Genomic DNA, 18,484 nt, shown 5'->3' with positions numbered 1-18,484 from the left:
CTGAAAACGGGCTCGCCGAAGACTGGCCAGCGGGCTGCCGGGGGGCAGCCCGCAGAGGGGTCAGCGCACCGGCGGTGCGTACTGCAGGCCGCCTTCGGTCCACAGTGCGTTCAGGCCCCGGTCTATTTTCAGCGGCGAACCCTGGCCCACATTGGCCTCGAAGATCTCGCCATAATTGCCCACCAGCTTGATGATGCGGTAAGCCCATTCCTTGTCGAGCCCCATGCCTTTGCCAAAGTCGGCTTCCAGTCCGAGCAGCCGGCGAATGTCCGGGTTTTCGCTGTTTTTCATGCTGTCGACGTTGGCCTTGGTCAGGCCCAGTTCTTCGGCATTGACCATGGCGAAATGGGTCCATTTCACGATATTGAACCACTGGTCATCACCCTGGCGTACCGAGGGGCCCAGCGGCTCCTTGGAAATGACTTCGGGCAGGGCAACGGCGCCGTCGGGATCGGACAGCTTTATGCGCAGGGCATAGAGTTGCGAAAGATCCGAAGTCAGCACGTCGCAGCGGCCGGCTTCCAGCCCCTGTACGGTCTGCTCCGAGGTATCGAACACCACGGCACTGTAGCCGATGCCGTTGCGGCGGAAGTAGTCGGCCACGTTCAGTTCGGTGGTGGTGCCCGACTGGATGCAGATGGCGGCGCCGTCCAGATCCTTGGCGCTGGCCACGCCCAGATCCTTCTTGATCAGGAAGCCCTGGCCGTCGAAATAGTTTATGCCGGTGAAATTGACACCGAGTTCGGTATCCCGGCTGGAGGTCCAGGTGGTGTTGCGCGACAGCACGTCAATCTCGCCCGACTGCAGGGCGGTCAGGCGTTCCTTGGCATTGAGCGGAATGTACTGCACCTTGTCGGCGTCATTGAATACGGCGGCGGCGATGCCCCGGCACAGATCCACGTCCAGCCCTTTCCATACTCCCTTGTCATCGGGGTTGGAAAATCCCGGCAAGCCACTGTTAACGCCGCACTTGAGTACTCCTCGTTGCTTGACGTCATCCAGGGTGGCGGCCTGAAGGCTCCCTGTCATTACTATACCGGCTGCCAGCAGGGCTGCTTTTCCTTTGCCTGTCATAATCACGTCCTCTTGATTGGCGATGCGAAATAGCGTTACTCATTTGGGGCATAAAAACCGCAATGCCACTTAGAGTATTAGCACAAAGATGGGGAATGGCGGCAGGTAACGACAATTTAAGCGGAAGGCCGAGCATTCATTCGGCGGCGTCATTCTGCTTGCCACGAAAATGAGCCCCTGTTGCTGCGTTCGGGGCCGGCTTTGGGTAGAATGATCGCCTCATTTTTTGGCCTGGCGCCAAAAACACTCACTCAGTCAACAGAGAGTCTGTCGATCCATGTTTGAAACAAACCCTGTGTACAACAAACTTAAGGAGCTGTCTGAACGGGCGCAGCTTCTTAGGGGGTACCTTTGACTATGACGCCAAGAAAGAGCGTCTGGAAGAAGTAAACGCCGAGCTGGAACAGCCGGATGTGTGGAACCAGCCCGAGCGCGCCCAGGCACTGGGTAAGGAAAGATCCGCCCTGGAAACCGTGGTGGAAACCCTGGACGAGCTGGATCAGGGCATTGCCGACATCGGCGAGCTGGTTGAGCTGGCGGTGGAAGAAGAAGACGAAGACACCTTCGAAGAAGCCAAATCCGACCTGGCGGGCCTTGAGAAAAAGCTTGAGGATCTGGAGTTTCGCCGCATGTTCTCCGGCGAGCAGGATGCCGCCGACTGCTACCTGGATCTGCAGGCCGGCTCCGGCGGTACCGAGGCTCAGGACTGGTGCAACATGGTGCTGCGCATGTACCTGCGCTGGGGTGAGGCCCGCGGTTTCAAAACCGAGATCATCGAACTGTCGGAAGGCGAAGTGGCCGGCATCAAGTCCGCCACCGTCAAGTTTACCGGCGAATACGCCTTTGGCTGGCTGCGCACCGAATCCGGTGTACACCGCCTGGTGCGGAAATCTCCGTTCGACTCCGGTGGCCGCCGCCACACCTCGTTCTGCTCTGCCTTTGTGTATCCGGAAATCGACGACAACATCGAGATCGAGATCAACCCGTCCGACCTGCGGGTAGATACCTACCGCGCCTCCGGCGCCGGTGGTCAGCACGTTAACCGGACCGACTCGGCGGTGCGGATTACCCACGAGCCCACCGGCATCGTAGTGCAGTGTCAGAACGATCGTTCCCAGCACAAGAACCGCGATCAGGCGATGAAGCAGCTGAAGGCCAAGCTCTATGAGTTTGAGCTGCAAAAGCAGAACGCCGAAAAGCAGGCGCTGGAAGACAGCAAGTCCGACATCGGCTGGGGCAGCCAGATCCGCTCCTATGTGCTGGACGACGCCCGCATCAAGGATCTGCGCACCGGCGTGGAAACCCGCAACACCCAGGCGGTGCTGGACGGCGGTCTGGACAAGTTTATTGAAGCCAGCCTCAAGTCCGGGCTGTAAATAAAAAGATTCAAACAAGGCTTAATCATGACGACAGAGCAGCAACAAGACGAGAACAAGCTCATTGCCGAGCGCCGGGCCAAGCTCGAGCAGATCCGCAAGGGCTGCCCGGCCAACGGTCACCCCAACGATTTCCGCCGCCAGCACCTGGCCGCCGAGCTGCAGGCCGAATTTGGCGAGCAGGACAAAGAGACCCTGGAGTCCCTCGGCAAGGTGGCCTCGGTCGCCGGCCGCATCATGGCCAAGCGCGGCCCCTTCCTGGCCCTGCAGGACATGTCCGGCCGCATTCAGGCCTATGCCACCAAGGAGGCTCAGGCCTTTATCAAGGAGCAGTACAACGGCCTGGATATCGGCGACATCATCGGCGTGACCGGCACCCTGCACAAGTCCGGCAAGGGCGATCTCTATGTCAACATGGACAGCTTCCAGCTGCTGACCAAGGCCCTGCGCCCGCTGCCCGAGAAGTTCCACGGCCTGTCGGATCAGGAAACCCGCTACCGTCAGCGTTACCTGGATCTCATCACCAACGAAGAGTCCCGCCAGACCTTCATGGTGCGCTCAAAAGTGATGGCCGCCATTCGCAGCTTTATGAACCGCCACGGCTTCATGGAAGTGGAAACCCCCATGATGCAGGTGATCCCCGGTGGTGCCTCGGCCCGTCCGTTTATCACCCATCACAATGCGCTGGATCTGGACATGTACCTGCGTATCGCCCCCGAGCTTTATTTGAAGCGGCTGGTGGTGGGCGGTTTCGAGAAGGTGTTCGAAATTAACCGCAACTTCCGCAACGAAGGCCTGTCGCCCCGGCACAACCCCGAGTTCACCATGATGGAGTTCTACTGGGCCTACGCCGACTACCGCGACCTGATGGACTTCACCGAGGAAATGCTGCGCACCGTCACCACCGAGGTGCTGGGTAGCGCCGAAGTGAAATACGGCGAGGAGACCTTTGACTTCGGCAAGCCGTTCGCGCGCCTGAGCATGAAAGACGCCATCCTCAAGTACAACCCGGAAGTGACTCTGGACCAGCTGGCGACTTACGAGTCCGCCTGTGAAGTGGCCAAGGATCTCAAGATCAAGGTAGAGAAGAGCTGGGGCCTGGGCCGGGTGATCACCGAGATCTTCGAGGAGACCGCCGAGCACCGCCTGATCCAGCCGACCTTCATCACCGAATACCCGGCGGAAGTATCGCCGCTGGCGCGGCGCAACGACAACGATCCGAGCATCACCGATCGCTTCGAGTTCTTTATCGGTGGCCGCGAGATCGCCAACGGTTTCTCCGAGCTGAACGACGCCGAGGATCAGGCTCAGCGTTTCCGCGATCAGGTGGAGCAGAAGGACGCCGGTGACGACGAGGCCATGTTCTACGACGAGGACTACGTGACCTCGCTGGAGCACGGCCTGCCGCCCACCGCCGGCCAGGGCATCGGCATCGACCGTCTGGTGATGCTGCTGACCGACTCCCACACCATTCGTGACGTGATCCTGTTCCCGACCCTGCGTCCGCAGCGGTAATCACGCCATTGTGCGAATACCCAAGGGCCTGTCATCGACAGGCCCTTTTTGTTGTCGCGCAGAAAAGCAGAGGGGCGGGGTGAAAAAGACACCACAGGTTTGGTTTTGACCAAGGTGTTTTCGGCTTGCACCTTTGGCTCAACTTTGGATAATTCGCACTTCATTGCCTGCCGGAGAAACGAGATGACAGAACAGAACCCGCCCGCCCAGACCGAGGAAGATCTGCGCAAGCGCAAAATTCGCAGCTTTGTGCGCCGGGAAGGCCGCCTGACCAAGGGCCAGGAAAAGGCGCTGGCGGAGCAGTGGCCGGTGATGGGCATTGAGTTTTCCGGTGAGCCGCTGGATCTGGACGCGGTGTTTGGCCGAGCCGCGCCGCGGGTGCTGGAAATTGGCTTCGGCATGGGGGGCTCATTGGTGGCAATGGCCGCCGCCGCGCCGGAGCAGGACTTTATCGGCATTGAAGTGCACACCCCGGGTGTGGGCGCCTGCCTGATGGGCGCGGCGGAAGCCAAGCTTACCAACCTGAGGGTGATGTGCCACGACGCGGTGGAAGTGTTCGAGCAAATGCTGCCCGAGCAGAGCCTGGACCGGGTACAGCTGTTTTTCCCGGATCCCTGGCACAAGAAACGCCACCACAAGCGCCGCATTGTGCAGCCGGCCTTTGTGGAAATGGTGCGCAGCAAACTGAAAATCGGCGGTGAATTCCACATGGCCACCGACTGGGAAAACTACGCCGAGCACATGCTGGAAGTGATGCAGGCCGCTCCCGGTTACGCCAATGCCTCGACCACCGGTGACTACATGCCGCGGCCCGATTACCGGCCGCTGACCAAGTTCGAACAGCGCGGCCACCGCCTGGGCCACGGCGTCTGGGATCTGATCTTTACCCGCACCGAGTAAAGTCAGTTTTATCTGCATAGACCATCTTTGGAGCGCGGGCAGCCTGCCCGCCTCTTGCCGCGCAGCGGCAACGATTTATTCAGGGCAATTTGCCCCGTTGAAACGGAGCCTACGCCCTTACGTTTTTCCTCTCACGTCTCGCCGTTTACGCCTTTCGCCAGTGCCGAATACTGCTGGTGCAGCCGCATCACCTCACTTTGCAGCTCCGTCTGGTCGGGGCTGTTGTTATCGATCACGTCGTCGGCAGCGGCGAGGCGTTGTTCCCGGCTGGCCTGGGCGGCCATGATGGCGCGAATTTGGGCTTCAACGGCTTGGTCCCGTTTGACCGTACGCGCAAGCTGCACCTCGGGGCTGACGTCCACCACCAGCACCCGGTTGCACAGGCCGGTGAGCTTGTTTTCCACCAGCAGCGGCACCACCAGCAGGCAGTAGGGAGAGGTACTGGCCGCGCAGGCGGCCACCATGCGCTCCCGGATCAGCGGGTGCAGCAGGGCATTGAGCCAGTCTTTTTCCTGGGGATGGCCGAATACGCGGTCACGCAACGCGCGCCGGTCCAGTTCGCCGCGGTCGGTGATAACGCCAGCGCCAAAGTGTTCGGCAATGGCCGCCAGCGCCGGTTCGCCGGGGGCCACCACCTCGCGGGCGATGATGTCCGCATCAATGATGTCCACGCCCCGTTCGGCAAACAGGTTAGCGACCGTGCTTTTGCCGCTGCCGATGCCGCCGGTGAGGCCCACTACATAGCTCATAACGCCAGCCTCCAGTAAAGATTCACCACCTCGGTGCCCCACATCAGGTAGCACCAGCCCCCCAGCGCCAGGGCCGGGCCAAAGGGCAGGACTCTGTCTTCCCCCAGGCGGCGCAGGGCCATCAGCCCCAGCCCCAGGGCGGCGCCGGTAAAGGACGCCAGCAGCAGCACCGGCAGCAGGCTTTGCCAGCCAAACCAGGCGCCGATGGCGGCGAGCAGCTTGAAGTCGCCATAGCCCATGCCTTCCTTGCCGGTGGCCAGTTTAAACAGCCAGTACAGGCTCCACAACACGCCGTAACCGGCGGCGGCACCGATCACCGCCGAGGGCAGGGAGACAAACAGTTCGCCCACATTCAGCAGCAGCCCCAGCCACAGCAGCGGTAGGGTCAGATCGTCGGGCAGCAGCAGGTGATCCAGATCGATCAGGGTCATGCACAGCAGCAGCCAGCTGAACACCAATGCCGCCAGCAACTGGGGGCCGGGACCAAAGCGCCACAGCGCAAGGGCGGCAATCAGCGCCGAAGCCAGCTCCACCAGGGGGTAACGTTTGGCGATGGGCGCGCGGCAGTAGCGGCAGCGGCCTTTCAGCCATAGCCAGCTGAGCAGGGGTATATTGTCTTTGACGGTCAGCACATGCTGGCAGTGGGGGCAGCGGGAGCGGGGGACGCACAGGTTGAAGGGGGCCTCGTCGGCCACCGGCTGGTTGTTCAGTCCGGCGCATTCCCGTTGCCACTGCCGCTGCATCATCAACGGCAGCCGGTGGATCACCACATTGAGAAAACTGCCCACCAGCAGGCCGAGCAGGGGAATCACCATATAAAGCAGAGCGGTATTGTCGAGCAGTTCGGTCATGAGGTTTCCAGTATTGGTATTTGCTTGCCGGGGTGTACAACGTCGTCGAGCAAAGGTCACTACTTCGCCGACACGCCGTAAACCCCTCCCTGGGGGCTCCACTGCGCCATCCCTGGCGCAGAGGGTGCGGCGAAGCAGACGCCCCTTGCTCTCCTCGGCGGAACACCGAGCTGACTGTTGGTTTGTATAGGCAGCTCGGCAGCTTCCCAAAGTTGCAGTGGGGATTGCCGTAGCCGACCGTCACATGCCATGGATGGCATGTGCCGAGCGTCCCATGGAAGGGCTTGAAGCGTGTCGGCGGAGTGCAACCGCACTGCAGCTTTGCATGGCGATACAGCGGATTGTTTTCATCAGCGTACCACGCTGCCCAGGTTAAAGATGGGAAGATACATGGCGATGACCAGGCCGCCAACCAAAACGCCCAGCACCACCATGATCAGCGGCTCAATCAGGCTGGTGAGGCCGTCCACGGCGTCGTCCACTTCCCGCTCATAAATGCTGGCCACCTTGTGCATCATGTCGTCGATGGCGCCCGACTCCTCGCCGATCATGATCATCTGCACCACCATGTCCGGAAACAGCCCGGTGGCGCGCATGGCGATGTTCATCTGCATGCCGGCGATCACCTCGTCGCGCAGTTGCAGCACCGCCTGGCGGTAGACCACGTTGCCGGCGGCGCCGGCGGACGACAGCAGGCCTTCCACCAGCGGAATGCCGGCGGAAAAGGTGGTGGCCAGGGTGCGGGCAAAACGGGCCAGGGCGGCCTTGTGCAGAATGGTACCGACAATGGGCAGGCGCAGCACCAGGCGGTCGGTGGCATCGCGCACCTGTTGCGAGTTGCGCCAGGCCCGCACATACAGCCAGACGCTCACCACCATGGCGGCCAGCAGGTACAGCCAGTAGTGCTGCAGCCAGCGCGACAGGTTGATCACCATCTGGGTAAACAGCGGCAGGGTAGCGCCGAAGCCGGCAAAAATGTCCTCGAACTGGGGAATGACGAACAGCAGCAAAATGGCGGTTACCGCCATGGCCACCAGGATCACCATGGCCGGGTAAAACATGGCCTTGCGGATCTTGGATTTGATGGCCTCGGCCTTTTCCCGGTAGATGGCGATGCGGTCAAAAATATGCTCCAGCGCCCCGGTCTGCTCTCCGGAGTGCACCAGATCGCAGTAAAGACGGTCAAAATGGCGCGGATGCTTTTTCAGGGCGTCGGACAGCGGCGTGCCGCCTTCCACGTCGGCGGCCAGCATGCCGGCCAGCTCGCGAATGCTGGATTTCTCGTAGGAGCGGGCGATGATTTGCAGGGTTTGCACCAGGGGCACGCCGGCCCCCAGCATGGTGGCGACCTGGCGGGTGATGATGGCGATGTCGGCGGGCTTGATGGCGTCCCTGTAGCGGGCCAGCAGGCTCTGGCGTTTGCGCCTTACCCTGAGGGTGTTCACCCCCTGGCGCTGCAGCTCGCGCCGGGCGGCCTTGGCGTCGGCAGCCTGCACAAAGCCCGACACCTTCTGCCCTTTGCGGTTAATGCCTTCCCATCTGTAGGGGTAAACCCGAAAGTCCTTTGTGGTTGCCATGATAGCGTCCTGTGACCGATGTGCCTCAGCCGGTGATGCGGTTGACCTCCGCCAGGCTGATGATGCCGCGTCGCGCCTTGTCCAGGGCGGCCTGGCGCAGGGGGACCATGCCTTCCTCTTCCGCCGCCCGGGCCAGGGCCAGGGAGCCGGCGTTTTCCATAATGAGCTGGGCCAGCCGCTCGCTCATGGCCATGACCTCATAGACGCCGATACGGCCCTTGTAGCCCTCGGTGCAATGGGCACACCCCACCGCCCGGTACAGGGTCATGCCGTCGGCCAGCTGGGCGGGGGTAAAGCCAAGCCGGGTCAGCTGCTCGGTGGGCAGCAGCTCAGGAGTGCGGCAGTGCAGGCACAGCTTGCGCGCCAGCCGCTGGGCCATGATAAGACTCACCGACGAGGCGATGTTGTAGGCCGGCAGTCCCATGTTACCAAGGCGGGTAAGGGTCTCGGCGGCGGAGTTGGTGTGCAGGGTCGACAGCACCAGGTGGCCGGTCTGGGCCGCCTTGACCGAAATTTCGGCGGTTTCCAGATCGCGGATTTCCCCCACCATGATGATGTCCGGATCCTGGCGCAGAAAGGCGCGCAGGGCGTGGGCAAAAGACAGCCCGGCCTTGGGATTGATCTGCACCTGGTTGATGCCGGGCAGGTTGATTTCCACCGGGTCTTCGGCGGTGGCGATATTGGCGGTGACGGTATTGAGAATGCTCAGGCCGGTATAGAGCGACACCGTTTTGCCCGAGCCGGTGGGGCCGGTCACCAGTATCATGCCCTGGGGGCGCCTCAGGGCATGCAGGTACAGCGCCTTTTGCTCCTCGCTGTAGCCCAGCTGATCGATATCGAGACGGGCGGCGGAGCTGTCGAGAAGACGAATGACCACTTTCTCGCCCCACATGGTGGGCAGGGTATTGACCCGCATGTCCACCGACCTGGAGCGGGTCAGCTTGAGCTTGATGCGGCCGTCCTGGGGCAGTCGGCGCTCGGCGATGTCGAGCCGGGCCATCACCTTGAGTCGGGCGGCGAAGCGGGACGCCAGGTGCACCGGCGGTGAGGCCACCTCGTGCAGCATGCCGTCGATGCGAAAGCGAATGCGGAAAAAGCGCTCAAAGGGCTCGAAATGCAGATCCGAGGCCTCCTTGCGCACCGCGTCCAGCATGATCTTGTTGATATAACGGACGATGGGGGCATCGTCCTCGTTGTGGTCGAACTGGTCTTCCCGCTCCGACGGATCCTGGTCCAGCTCCAGGCCGGCGATGTCGTCGTCGGCAATACCGTCAAGATCCAGCCCGGTGCCGCCGCTTTGCTGCAACCTGAGCAGCAGTTGCTGCAGTTTGTCTTCTTCCACCAGCAGGGTGTCGGTGACCAGGTTGAAGCGAAAGCCGAAGTCTTCCAATGCCGCCACATGGGTGGGATCCGACATGGCCAGGTAGAGCACCCGGTTGTCCAGCTTCACCGGAATGGCATGATGGCGCTCGATCAGATCCATGCTCAGAAACTGGGGCGGCAGCTGTTCGAGGTCGAAGTCGTCGAGATCCAGCAGCGGCTGGCCGTATTCCTGCTCGCAGAAACGGGCCAGCTCGGGGGAGCTGAGTAACTGCCTGTCCACCAGCATGGTGCTGAGCGGCTTGCCTTCCTGCCGGGCGAGGTCCTGCACCTGGTCCAGCTCGGCAGAAGACAGCAGCCCGGCGGCGGCCAGGCTGCGGGCCAGGCCGCTGCGGGTGGTATTAATGGGAATGGTCATATTAACAAAGAGTCACTGGATCACAGCTTCGAGACCAAGTTACCCTTCCATTTGATTCTTCACCAACTATTTCAAAAGTGCCGGGTGAGGGGAACTCATTGCTATCGCCAGTAACCGTAATCGTGTATGTATCATTACTGCCAGATGTACCTGTTTGGATAGATATACCCGTTGCAAGGCCAGCTACGACTCCTGTTGCAGACGCGCTTGAAGCTGCAGTAGTACATGTGCTTGAATTCCCTGATCCTGATTGCACACAGACTTCAATGGCCGTTTTAGCTGGACCTGAGGCAGCAATCACCTCACTAAACTTGGCGCGTTGGGTATAGGTTTGATACGCCGGCAGGGCCACGGCGGCCAGTATGGCCACAATGGCCACCACTATCATCAGTTCGATCAGGGTAAAACCGCCCTGGCGGAAAAGCGAAGTCTTGTTCATGGCATCATCCTTGAGTGGCAATCCAGTCTTCTCTTTGGGGCCGGCTTCAATCAAGCCTGCCTCATATCTATAGCAAGGCTTTGGAATATTGCCCATTGCATGCATGCACGGAACGGAAACGTTGGCGGCATTTTGGCGGTAGATCTGCGCATATTATGAGCTGGTTATTTTTCGTTCACCTGCTAGCGTCAGCGGTTTTTATTCATTGGGGGCTCTTACTGCGGGGTGGGCATAAAAATGCCGGGCAGGCCCGGCATAATGCATGAACAAAAGTGAAGGGTGCCGAACTCAGCTTTCCACCCGCAGGGACAGGTCCAGGGCGTGCACGTGCTTGGTGAGCGCCCCCACCGAGACAAAATCCACGCCGGTGGCGGCGTAGTCGGCAATGGTCTCCAGGGTGACGTTGCCGGACACTTCCAGCCTGGCGCGGCCGGCGGTGGTGGCCACGGCGGTGCGCATGTCGGGTACGCTGAAGTTGTCGAGCATGATGATGTCGGCACCGGCCGCCAGGGCCTGCTCCAGCTCGGGCAAGGACTCCACCTCCACTTCCACCGGTTTTTCCGGCTGCAGCCGGCGGGCCTCGGCCACCGCCTGGGCGATGCCGCCGCAGGCGAAGATGTGGTTTTCCTTGATGAGATAGGCGTCGTACAGGCCCATGCGGTGATTGTGGCCACCGCCGCAGGTCACCGCGTATTTCAGTGCCTGGCGCAGGCCGGGCAGGGTCTTGCGGGTGTCGAGCAGGCGGCACTGGGTGCCGGCCAGCTTGTCGACATAGCGTTTGGTCTCGGTGGCCACGGCGGAGAGGGTCTGAATAAAGTTCAGGGCGGTGCGCTCGCCGGTGAGAATGGCCCGGGCCGGCCCGGTCAGGGTCAGCAGCCGCTGGCCGGCGGTAATGGCGTCGCCGTCCTTGACCAGCCAGTGCAGCTGCACTCGGCCACCCAGCTGGGTAAAGGTTTCCTCGGCGAAGTCCCGGCCGCAGAACACCCCGCTTTCACGGGTAATGAGGTGGGCGGTCACCTGCTGATCCTCGGGCAACAGCATGGCGGTGATGTCCTGCTTGGGATCCAGGCTGCCACCCAGATCCTCGGTGAGGGCGGCGGTGACGTTAAAGCGAATTTCCTTGGCCAGGGTGGCGTTGTGCATGGAGTCTACCTTTTATCACGGGTTCACTAACAAGCGTGCGGGCCGGGGCTCAGGGCGCCGGCGCCAAATAGGTGATGGTCATTTGTTCGCCCCGCTGCACCAGTTCGAAGTGGCGCAGGGCGTTCATGCCCAGCAGCACTTCGTCGCTTTGGCTGGGCATGATGACGGCGTCCAGATCGTACAGGGTGAAGGGCCCCAGCGACAACGATTTAATATGGGTACGGTAGCCGGTCACCTGGCCCGCCGCCGTGCTCAGGGTCAGCGCCCGGCCCGCCGGCAGCTCCAGCCTGGCGGCCAGGGCCTGAGGCACCGCCATTCGGGTGGCGCCGGTGTCGAGCAGAAACACCACCGGTTGGCTGTTGATGGTGCCGCTGGCCAGGTAATGACCGTGGCGGTTTTGCTCCAGCACCACGGTATCGGTGCCGAGTACCCGCACTTGCTGGTTGGGGTTGTTCTCCTGCATCAGCCGCTGGTTGAAATACCAGGTCAGCAGCAGCAGGCTCAAGCCCCACACCAGAATCCACATAATGCGGCCGGTCCGGCGCACCGGATCATGCTGTGGTGCCATGTTGACTCCTTGGCGAACATTGCGCTCAAACTGTTAGTATACGCCCGCTCACCTTACGCTTAGGGACCCATTATGCCTTTTACGCTGGACAAGGGCTGGCTGAGCCCCGCCCGCCACTGTGAATCCCCTCACCAGGATGACCGCCCCGAAGGCGAGATCTCGTTGCTGGTGGTGCATTGCATCAGCCTGCCGCCGGGGCGCTTTGGCGGCGCCTTTATAGATGACCTGTTTCTGGGGCGGTTAAATGCAAACGCCCATCCCTACTTTGAGGGCATTCATCAGTTGCGGGTGTCGGCCCATTGCCTGATCCGCCGGGACGGCGAACTGGTGCAGTACGTGCCCTTTCACCGGCGGGCCTGGCATGCCGGGCAGTCCTGCTTTGAAGGGCGGGACAAGTGCAATGATTTTTCCATCGGCATTGAGCTGGAAGGCACCGATAGCGGCGACTACACCGACGTTCAGTACCGGCAATTGGCCGCGGTGGCACAAACCCTTATGGGCGCTTATCCCGCCATTACCCCCAGCCGCATGACCGGCCATAGCGACATTGCCCCGGGCCGCAAAACGGATCCGGGCCCGGGATTTGACTGGGACCGGTTTCGTCGAATGCTGAAGACGTGAGGCGTGAGGCGTGAGGCGTGAGGCGTGAGGCGTGAGGCGTGAGGCGTGAGGCGTGAGGCGTGAGGCGTGTAGCCGCCGCTTTCAGCCGGCGGGACCGGCCTCCTACTCCGTGATTTAAGGCCTGCTGGGCAGGCCCTGCCAACTAAAGTGGCAGCGACACCACCCATCCCCAGTCCCTATTCCCCAATCCCTGCTTCCCTTTTTGGTCTGACCATTGCCGGTGGCCTTGTGTTTTCCCGTGGCTGGACTAGTTTTATGAGCTGCTTCCAAAAAATGCCGGCAACAAATGGCCCTTTGTATGCAATGATCACAAAAAAAATGGACAACTCTTGTCTGCTCTGATACCTTTTTTTAACAGTGTTAATTGGTATTACCAATTTAAAAAGCCAGAGCGAATGACCTACCAGCGCATCAAACAACCCAAACTTGCCGAAACCATCGCCGCCAAGCTGGAGCAGATGATAGTGGAAGGCAGCCTGCAGCCGGGCCAGCGGTTGCCCCCCGAGCGGGAGCTGGCCGAGCAGTTTGCGGTGTCGCGTCCGTCGGTGCGTGAAGCGATTCAGCACCTGGAGGTGCGCGGTCTGGTTTCCCGCAAGCAGGGCGGGGGCACCTATGTGCAGAATGCCCTGACCAAGGGCCTGGCGGATCCGCTGTTTCAGCTGCTGGCGGAACACCCGGAATCCCAGTATGACCTGTTGGAGTTTCGGCACACCATGGAAGGCATTTCCGCCTTCTATGCGGCGATGCGCGGTACCGAAACCGACTTCGATGCCATTCGCGAAGCCCAGCAGGCCATTATTCAGGCCCAGGAAAAGGGCGATCTGGCCGCAGAGGCCAAATACGCCGCTGAGTTTTACCTGGCGGTGGCGGCGGCAGCCCACAACGTGGTGCTGCTGCACCTGTTGCGCGCCATCCAGCCCATGCTGGAGTCCAGCATTTTGCGCAACATTCAGATTCTCAACCGGCGAGCCGGCACGGTGGAGCAGATCCGCAAGCATCGCGCCAATCTGATCCAGACCATTTTGTCACGCGAGCCGGAGCAGGCCAGGGACGCTTGTCACGAGCACCTGGCCTTTATTGAAGAAACCCTGTTAGACATTCAGCGTGAAGAGAGCCGCATACAGCGCTCCCTGCGCCGGACCCGTCAGCAGGAATAATAATGCCTTCGGCAGCGACGAAACCCATGGGCACTTGCCCCAAACGAGATAGGAAACAGCCATGTCTGATATCCTGAAAAATGATGTGGATTCAATAGAGACTCAAGAGTGGCTTGACGCCCTGGAGTCTTTGATCCGTCAAGAAGGACCTGAGCGCGCTCAATACATTTACGAGCGCCTGACCACCAAAGCCATCAAGCATGGTGTTGCCGTGGCCCGCAACGCTCACTCAGATTACGTCAACAGCATTGCTGCCGACGCCGAGCCTGAGTACCCGGGCAACTGGGATCTGGAACGGCGGATCCGCGCCATCATCCGCTGGAACTCAGTCATGATCGTACTGCGCGGCTCCAAGAAAGACCTGGACCTGGGCGGTCACATGTCTTCCTTCTCCTCCAGTGCCACCATGTACGAAGTGGCGTTCAACCACTTCTTCCGCGCTCGTAACGAGAAAGACGGCGGCGATCTGGTGTTCTTCCAGGGGCACATCTCTCCCGGTATCTACGCCCGCGCCTTTGCCGAAGGCCGCCTGACCGAAGCCCAGCTCGACATGTTCCGTCAGGAAGTGGACGGCAAGGGCATTCCGTCCTACCCGCATCCCAAGCTGATGCCGGACTTCTGGCAGTTCCCGACCGTGTCCATGGGTCTGGGTCCGATCAACGCCATCTATCAGGCCCGCTTCCTCAAGTACCTGACCGACCGTGGCCTGAAGGACTGCTCCGAGCAGCGCGTTTACGCCTACCTGGGCGACGGCGAGATGGACGAGCCGGAATCCAAGGGCGCCATCACCATCGCTGCCCGTGAGAAGCTGGACAACCTCTGCTTCATCATCAACTGTAACCTGCAGCGCCTCGACGGCCCTGTGGTGGGCAACGGCAAGATCATCAACGAACTGGACGGCCTGTTCACCGGCGCCGGCTGGAACGTGGTTAAAGTGATCTGGGGCCGTCGCTGGGACGACCTGATCGCCAACGACAAGTCCGGCAAGCTGGTCCAGCTGATGAACGAAACCCTGGACGGCGACTACCAGACTTTCAAGTCCAAGGACGGAGCCTACGTGCGCGAGCACTTCTTCGGCAAGTATCCGGAAACCGCCGCGCTGGTGAAGGACTGGACCGACGAAGAAATCTTTGCCCTGAACCGGGGTGGCCACGATCCGGCCAAGATGTTTGCCGCCTACAAAAACGCCGCCGAGACCAAGGGCAAGCCGACCGTCATTCTGGCCAAGACCATCAAGGGTTACGGCATGGGCGATGCCGCCGAAGGCAAGAACATCGCGCACCAAGTCAAGAAGATGGACATGTCTTCCCTCAAGCACTTCCGCGATCGCTTCAACATTGAAGTGAGCGACGAAGAGCTGCCGAACCTGCCTTACATCAAGATCGAGGAAGGCAGCCGCGAGCACGAATACCTGCACGCCCGTCGCCAGAGCCTGAAGGGCTACCTGCCGACCCGCCTGCCGGAAACCACCGTCAAGCTGGACATTCCGGCGCTGGAAGACTTCGCCCCGCTGCTGGAAGAGCAGAAGCGTGAAATCTCCACCACCATGGCGTTTGTGCGCTCCCTGAACATCCTGCTGAAGGACAAGTCCCTCGGTAAGCGCATTGTGCCCATCCTGGCCGACGAAGCCCGTACCTTCGGTATGGAAGGTCTGTTCCGCCAGATTGGCATCTACAACCCCCACGGCCAGCAGTACGTACCCCAGGACCGTGAGCAGGTTGCCTACTACAAAGAAGACAAGAAAGGTCAGGTGCTGCAGGAAGGCATCAACGAGCTGGGCGCCATGTCGTCCTGGCTGGCCGCTGCCACCTCCTACAGCACCAACGACTGCCCCATGATTCCGTTCTACATCTACTACTCGATGTTCGGTTTCCAGCGGGTGGGTGATCTGTGCTGGGCCGCCGGTGACCAACAGGCCCGCGGCTTCCTGCTGGGTGCCACCTCCGGTCGTACCACCCTGAACGGTGAAGGTCTGCAGCACGAAGACGGCCACAGCCACATTCTGGCCGGTACCATTCCGAACTGTATCACCTACGATCCGACCTACGCCTATGAAGTGGCGGTGATCGTGCAGGACGGTCTGCGTCGCATGTACGGCGACAAGCCGGAAAACGTGTACTACTACCTGACCACCCTGAACGAGAACTACCACCAGCCGGCCATGCCGGAAGGCGCCGAGGAAGGCATCCGCAAGGGTATCTACAAGCTCGAAACCGTGGCAGGCAGCAAGGGCAAGGTTCAGCTGATGGGCTCCGGCACCATTCTGGTGGGCGTGCGTGAAGCCGCGCAGATCCTGGCCGAGGAATACGGCATCGGCTCCGACGTGTACAGCGTACCGTCCTTCAACGAACTGACCCGCGACGGTCAGGACGCGGAGCGCTGGAACATGCTGCACCCGACCAGTGAGCCGCGCGTGCCCTATATCGCTCAGGTGATGGGTTCCGAGCCGGCCATTGCCGCCACCGACTACATGAAGAACTACGCCGAGCAGGTTCGTGCCTTCATGCCGTCCGTGAGCTACAAGGTGCTGGGTACCGACGGTTTCGGTCGTTCCGACAGCCGTGAAAACCTGCGTCGTCACTTCGAAGTGAACAAGCACTACGTGGTAGTGGCTGCCCTGACCGAACTGGCCAAGCAGGGCACCATCGACAAGCAGGTCGTGGCCGACGCCATTGCCAAGTACGGCATCGACGCCGACAAGATCAACCCGCTGTACGCATAAGGGGTAACACATGTCTAAAGATATTCTGGTGCCGGATATCGGCGCGGACGAGGTTGAAGTTACCGAGATCCTGGTTGCCGTGGGCGACAAGGTCGAGGAAGAGCAGTCTCTGATCACCGTGGAAGGCGACAAGGCCTCCATGGAAGTGCCTGCCCCCGCCGCCGGCGTGGTCAAGGAAATCAAGATTGCCGTGGGCGACAAGGTCAACACCGGCAGCCTGATCATGGTCTTTGAAGCAGAGGGCGGCGCTGCCGCCCCGGCTGCCGCCGAGGAAGCCCCCAAGGCTGAAGCTGCTGCTGCACCTGCTGCTGCCAGCGCGCAGAAAGACGTGAACGTACCGGACATCGGCGGTGATGAAGTAGAAGTCACCGAAATTGCCGTGGCCGTGGGCGACACCGTTGAGGAAGAGCAGACCCTGATCACCGTGGAAGGCGACAAGGCCTCCATGGAAGTACCGGCGCCCTTCGCCGGCAAGGTAACTGAAATCAAGATTGCCGTGGGCGACAAGGTCAACACCGGTTCCCTGATTATGGTATTTGAAGTGGCGGGTGGTGCCGCCCCGGCGGCTGCCGCTGCGCCCGCCGAAGCGGCCCCTGCTGCGGCCCCGGCCGCTGCCGCTGCCAAGGACGTGAACGTGCCGGACATCGGCGGTGACGAAGTGGAAGTCACCGAAGTGATGGTGGCCGTGGGCGACAAGGTGGACGCCGATCAGTCCATTCTGACCGTGGAAGGCGACAAGGCTTCCATGGAAGTGCCCGCGCCCTTTGCCGGTGTGGTCAAGGAAATCAAGGTAGCCACCGGTGACAAGGTGTCTACCGGCTCTCTGGTGATGGTGTTTGAGGTGGCTGGCGCCGCTCCGGCTCCTGCCGCCGCCGCACCGGCCAAGGCTGCGCCCGCGGCCGAAGCACCGAAAGCAGAAGCGCCGAAAGCGGCCGCTCCGGCGGCGGCTGCCCCGGCTGCCAAGGCCGAGTTCGTAGAGAACAACGCCTACGTGCACGCCACCCCGGTGGTGCGTCGCCTGGCCCGGGAATTTGGTGTGGACCTGTCCAAGGTTGCCGCTACCGGTCCCAAGCAGCGCATTCTGAAGGAAGACGTGCAGAACTACGTCAAGGGCATCATCAAGCAGGTGACCACCCAACCTGCGGGCGTGGCCGTGGCCGGTGGCGGCATGGAAGTGCTGGCCTGGCCGAAGGTTGATTTCTCCAAGTTTGGTGAAGTCGAAGAAGTGGCCCTGACCCGCATTCAGAAGATCTCCGGTCCCAACCTGCACCGCAACTGGGTCAAGATCCCCCATGTGACCCAGTTTGATGAGACCGATATCACCGAGCTGGAAGAGTTCCGCAAAACCGAGAACGCCATCGCCGAGAAGCAGAAGCTGGGTTACAAGATCTCCCCGCTGATCTTCATCATGAAGGCCGCCGCCAAGGCGCTGGAAGCCTATCCCAAGTTCTGCTCTTCCCTGTCGGAAGACGGCCAGAGCCTGGTGATGAAGAAGTACGTGCACATCGGTGTGGCGGTGGATACTCCCAACGGTCTGGTGGTGCCGGTGGTACGCGATGTCAACAAGAAAGGCATTCGCGAGCTGGCCCTGGAGCTGGGTGAAATCTCCAAGAAGGCCCGCGCCGGCAAGCTGACCGCCGCCGACATGCAGGGTGGCTGCTTTACCATTTCGTCTCTGGGCGGCATTGGTGGCACCCAGTTCACCCCCATCGTGAATGCGCCGGAAGTGGCCATTCTGGGTGTGTCCAAGTCCAGCATCAAGCCGGTGTGGAACGGCAAGGAATTCGAGCCTCGTCTGATCCAGCCGCTGGCGCTGTCCTACGACCACAGGGTGATCGACGGCGCCGACGGTGCCCGTTTCATCACCATGCTGAGTGGTGTGCTGAGCGACCTTCGCCGCCTGGCCCTTTAATGTGACAAGGCAGGCATAAGCCTGCCTTTTTACTTTCTTTTTGATAACAGAACAGTAAACTTTTGCCCGTTTGTATCGTAGTGGCCGTCTTGAGTCTGGTGCTCCGGCCGCCACTGACTGAACAGGGCTAAAAAATCATAAT

Annotated in this window: 15 protein-coding genes; 7 read left to right on the top strand and 8 right to left on the bottom strand. The window is 61.0% G+C overall.

Annotated features, from left to right (window positions below; genetic code table 11):
• Nucleotides 1-60: 60 nt before the first annotated feature.
• A complete protein-coding gene (locus tag GU3_RS15830) occupies nucleotides 61-1,029 on the bottom strand; it encodes an amino acid ABC transporter substrate-binding protein (protein WP_237711156.1) in 969 nt (322 codons plus the stop codon).
• Between the two features lie 322 nt (nucleotides 1,030-1,351).
• Between GU3_RS15830 and prfB the strand changes: the two genes are divergently transcribed.
• The 3 genes from prfB to trmB all read left to right on the top strand — a co-directional run bounded on the left by prfB (nucleotide 1,352) and on the right by trmB (nucleotide 4,865).
• Nucleotides 1,352-2,450 (top strand): peptide chain release factor 2 gene (gene prfB, locus GU3_RS15825; protein ID WP_148265925.1). Its coding sequence is split into 2 segments (ribosomal slippage): nucleotides 1,352-1,426 and nucleotides 1,428-2,450, totalling 1,098 coding nucleotides; the frame shifts between segments, so codons are not numbered across the junction.
• Between the two features lie 27 nt (nucleotides 2,451-2,477).
• Entirely contained in the window at nucleotides 2,478-3,965 is a 1,488-nt protein-coding gene (gene lysS / locus GU3_RS15820; RefSeq protein WP_014293539.1) for a lysine--tRNA ligase, read from the top strand.
• A gap of 183 nt (nucleotides 3,966-4,148) precedes the next feature.
• The gene (trmB, locus tag GU3_RS15815; protein ID WP_014293538.1) at nucleotides 4,149-4,865 is read left to right on the top strand and encodes a tRNA (guanosine(46)-N7)-methyltransferase TrmB; all 717 of its coding nucleotides are present in this window, start codon (nucleotides 4,149-4,151) and stop codon (nucleotides 4,863-4,865) included.
• Between the two features lie 131 nt (nucleotides 4,866-4,996).
• Here trmB and coaE read toward each other — a convergent pair whose 3' ends face one another.
• From coaE to GU3_RS15780, 7 genes are all read right to left on the bottom strand, one after another.
• On the bottom strand, nucleotides 4,997-5,614 hold the full coding sequence (gene coaE / locus GU3_RS15810) for a dephospho-CoA kinase (RefSeq protein WP_014293537.1): 618 nt from the start codon (nucleotides 5,612-5,614) through the stop codon (nucleotides 4,997-4,999).
• Nucleotides 5,611-6,465, bottom strand: coding sequence for an A24 family peptidase (locus tag GU3_RS15805; RefSeq protein WP_014293536.1), 855 nt, complete (start codon nucleotides 6,463-6,465; stop codon nucleotides 5,611-5,613). The genes coaE and GU3_RS15805 overlap by 4 nt, the downstream gene beginning before the upstream one ends.
• A gap of 350 nt (nucleotides 6,466-6,815) precedes the next feature.
• Nucleotides 6,816-8,042 (bottom strand): type II secretion system F family protein, encoded by a 1,227-nt coding sequence (locus tag GU3_RS15800; protein ID WP_014293535.1) that lies wholly within the window; start codon nucleotides 8,040-8,042, stop codon nucleotides 6,816-6,818.
• 25 nt (nucleotides 8,043-8,067) lie between these two features.
• Nucleotides 8,068-9,780, bottom strand: a complete 1,713-nt coding sequence (gene pilB, locus GU3_RS15795; RefSeq protein WP_014293534.1) for a type IV-A pilus assembly ATPase PilB — start codon at nucleotides 9,778-9,780, stop codon at nucleotides 8,068-8,070.
• Nucleotide 9,781: 1 nt separating this feature from the next.
• A complete protein-coding gene (locus GU3_RS16935) occupies nucleotides 9,782-10,219 on the bottom strand; it encodes a prepilin-type N-terminal cleavage/methylation domain-containing protein (protein WP_014293533.1) in 438 nt (145 codons plus the stop codon).
• Nucleotides 10,220-10,507: 288 nt separating this feature from the next.
• Nucleotides 10,508-11,362, bottom strand: coding sequence for a carboxylating nicotinate-nucleotide diphosphorylase (gene nadC / locus GU3_RS15785; protein WP_014293532.1), 855 nt, complete (start codon nucleotides 11,360-11,362; stop codon nucleotides 10,508-10,510).
• Between the two features lie 49 nt (nucleotides 11,363-11,411).
• Nucleotides 11,412-11,930 (bottom strand): TIGR02281 family clan AA aspartic protease, encoded by a 519-nt coding sequence (locus GU3_RS15780; RefSeq protein ID WP_014293531.1) that lies wholly within the window; start codon nucleotides 11,928-11,930, stop codon nucleotides 11,412-11,414.
• A gap of 72 nt (nucleotides 11,931-12,002) precedes the next feature.
• On the opposite strand from GU3_RS15780, the gene ampD reads away from it, so the two are divergent.
• The 4 genes from ampD (at nucleotide 12,003) to aceF (ending at nucleotide 18,342) form a co-directional block, all read left to right on the top strand.
• Entirely contained in the window at nucleotides 12,003-12,551 is a 549-nt protein-coding gene (gene ampD / locus GU3_RS15775; protein WP_014293530.1) for a 1,6-anhydro-N-acetylmuramyl-L-alanine amidase AmpD, read from the top strand.
• Nucleotides 12,552-12,946: 395 nt separating this feature from the next.
• Complete coding sequence (pdhR, locus tag GU3_RS15770) at nucleotides 12,947-13,708, top strand: pyruvate dehydrogenase complex transcriptional repressor PdhR (RefSeq protein WP_014293529.1); 762 nt, start codon at nucleotides 12,947-12,949, stop codon at nucleotides 13,706-13,708.
• Nucleotides 13,709-13,769: 61 nt separating this feature from the next.
• Nucleotides 13,770-16,430 carry a pyruvate dehydrogenase (acetyl-transferring), homodimeric type gene (gene aceE, locus GU3_RS15765; protein WP_014293528.1) on the top strand — a complete coding sequence of 887 codons (2,661 nt, stop codon included), beginning with the start codon at nucleotides 13,770-13,772 and terminating at the stop codon, nucleotides 16,428-16,430.
• 10 nt (nucleotides 16,431-16,440) lie between these two features.
• A complete protein-coding gene (gene aceF, locus GU3_RS15760; RefSeq protein WP_014293527.1) occupies nucleotides 16,441-18,342 on the top strand; it encodes a pyruvate dehydrogenase complex dihydrolipoyllysine-residue acetyltransferase in 1,902 nt (633 codons plus the stop codon).
• Nucleotides 18,343-18,484 lie beyond the last annotated feature (142 nt).

It is taken from the genome of Oceanimonas sp. GK1 (assembly GCF_000243075.1).
GTDB lineage: Bacteria > Pseudomonadota > Gammaproteobacteria > Enterobacterales > Aeromonadaceae > Oceanimonas.
The sequence above is the reverse complement of the archived record's forward strand: the minus strand, read 5'-3'. Positions and strand labels throughout refer to the sequence as shown.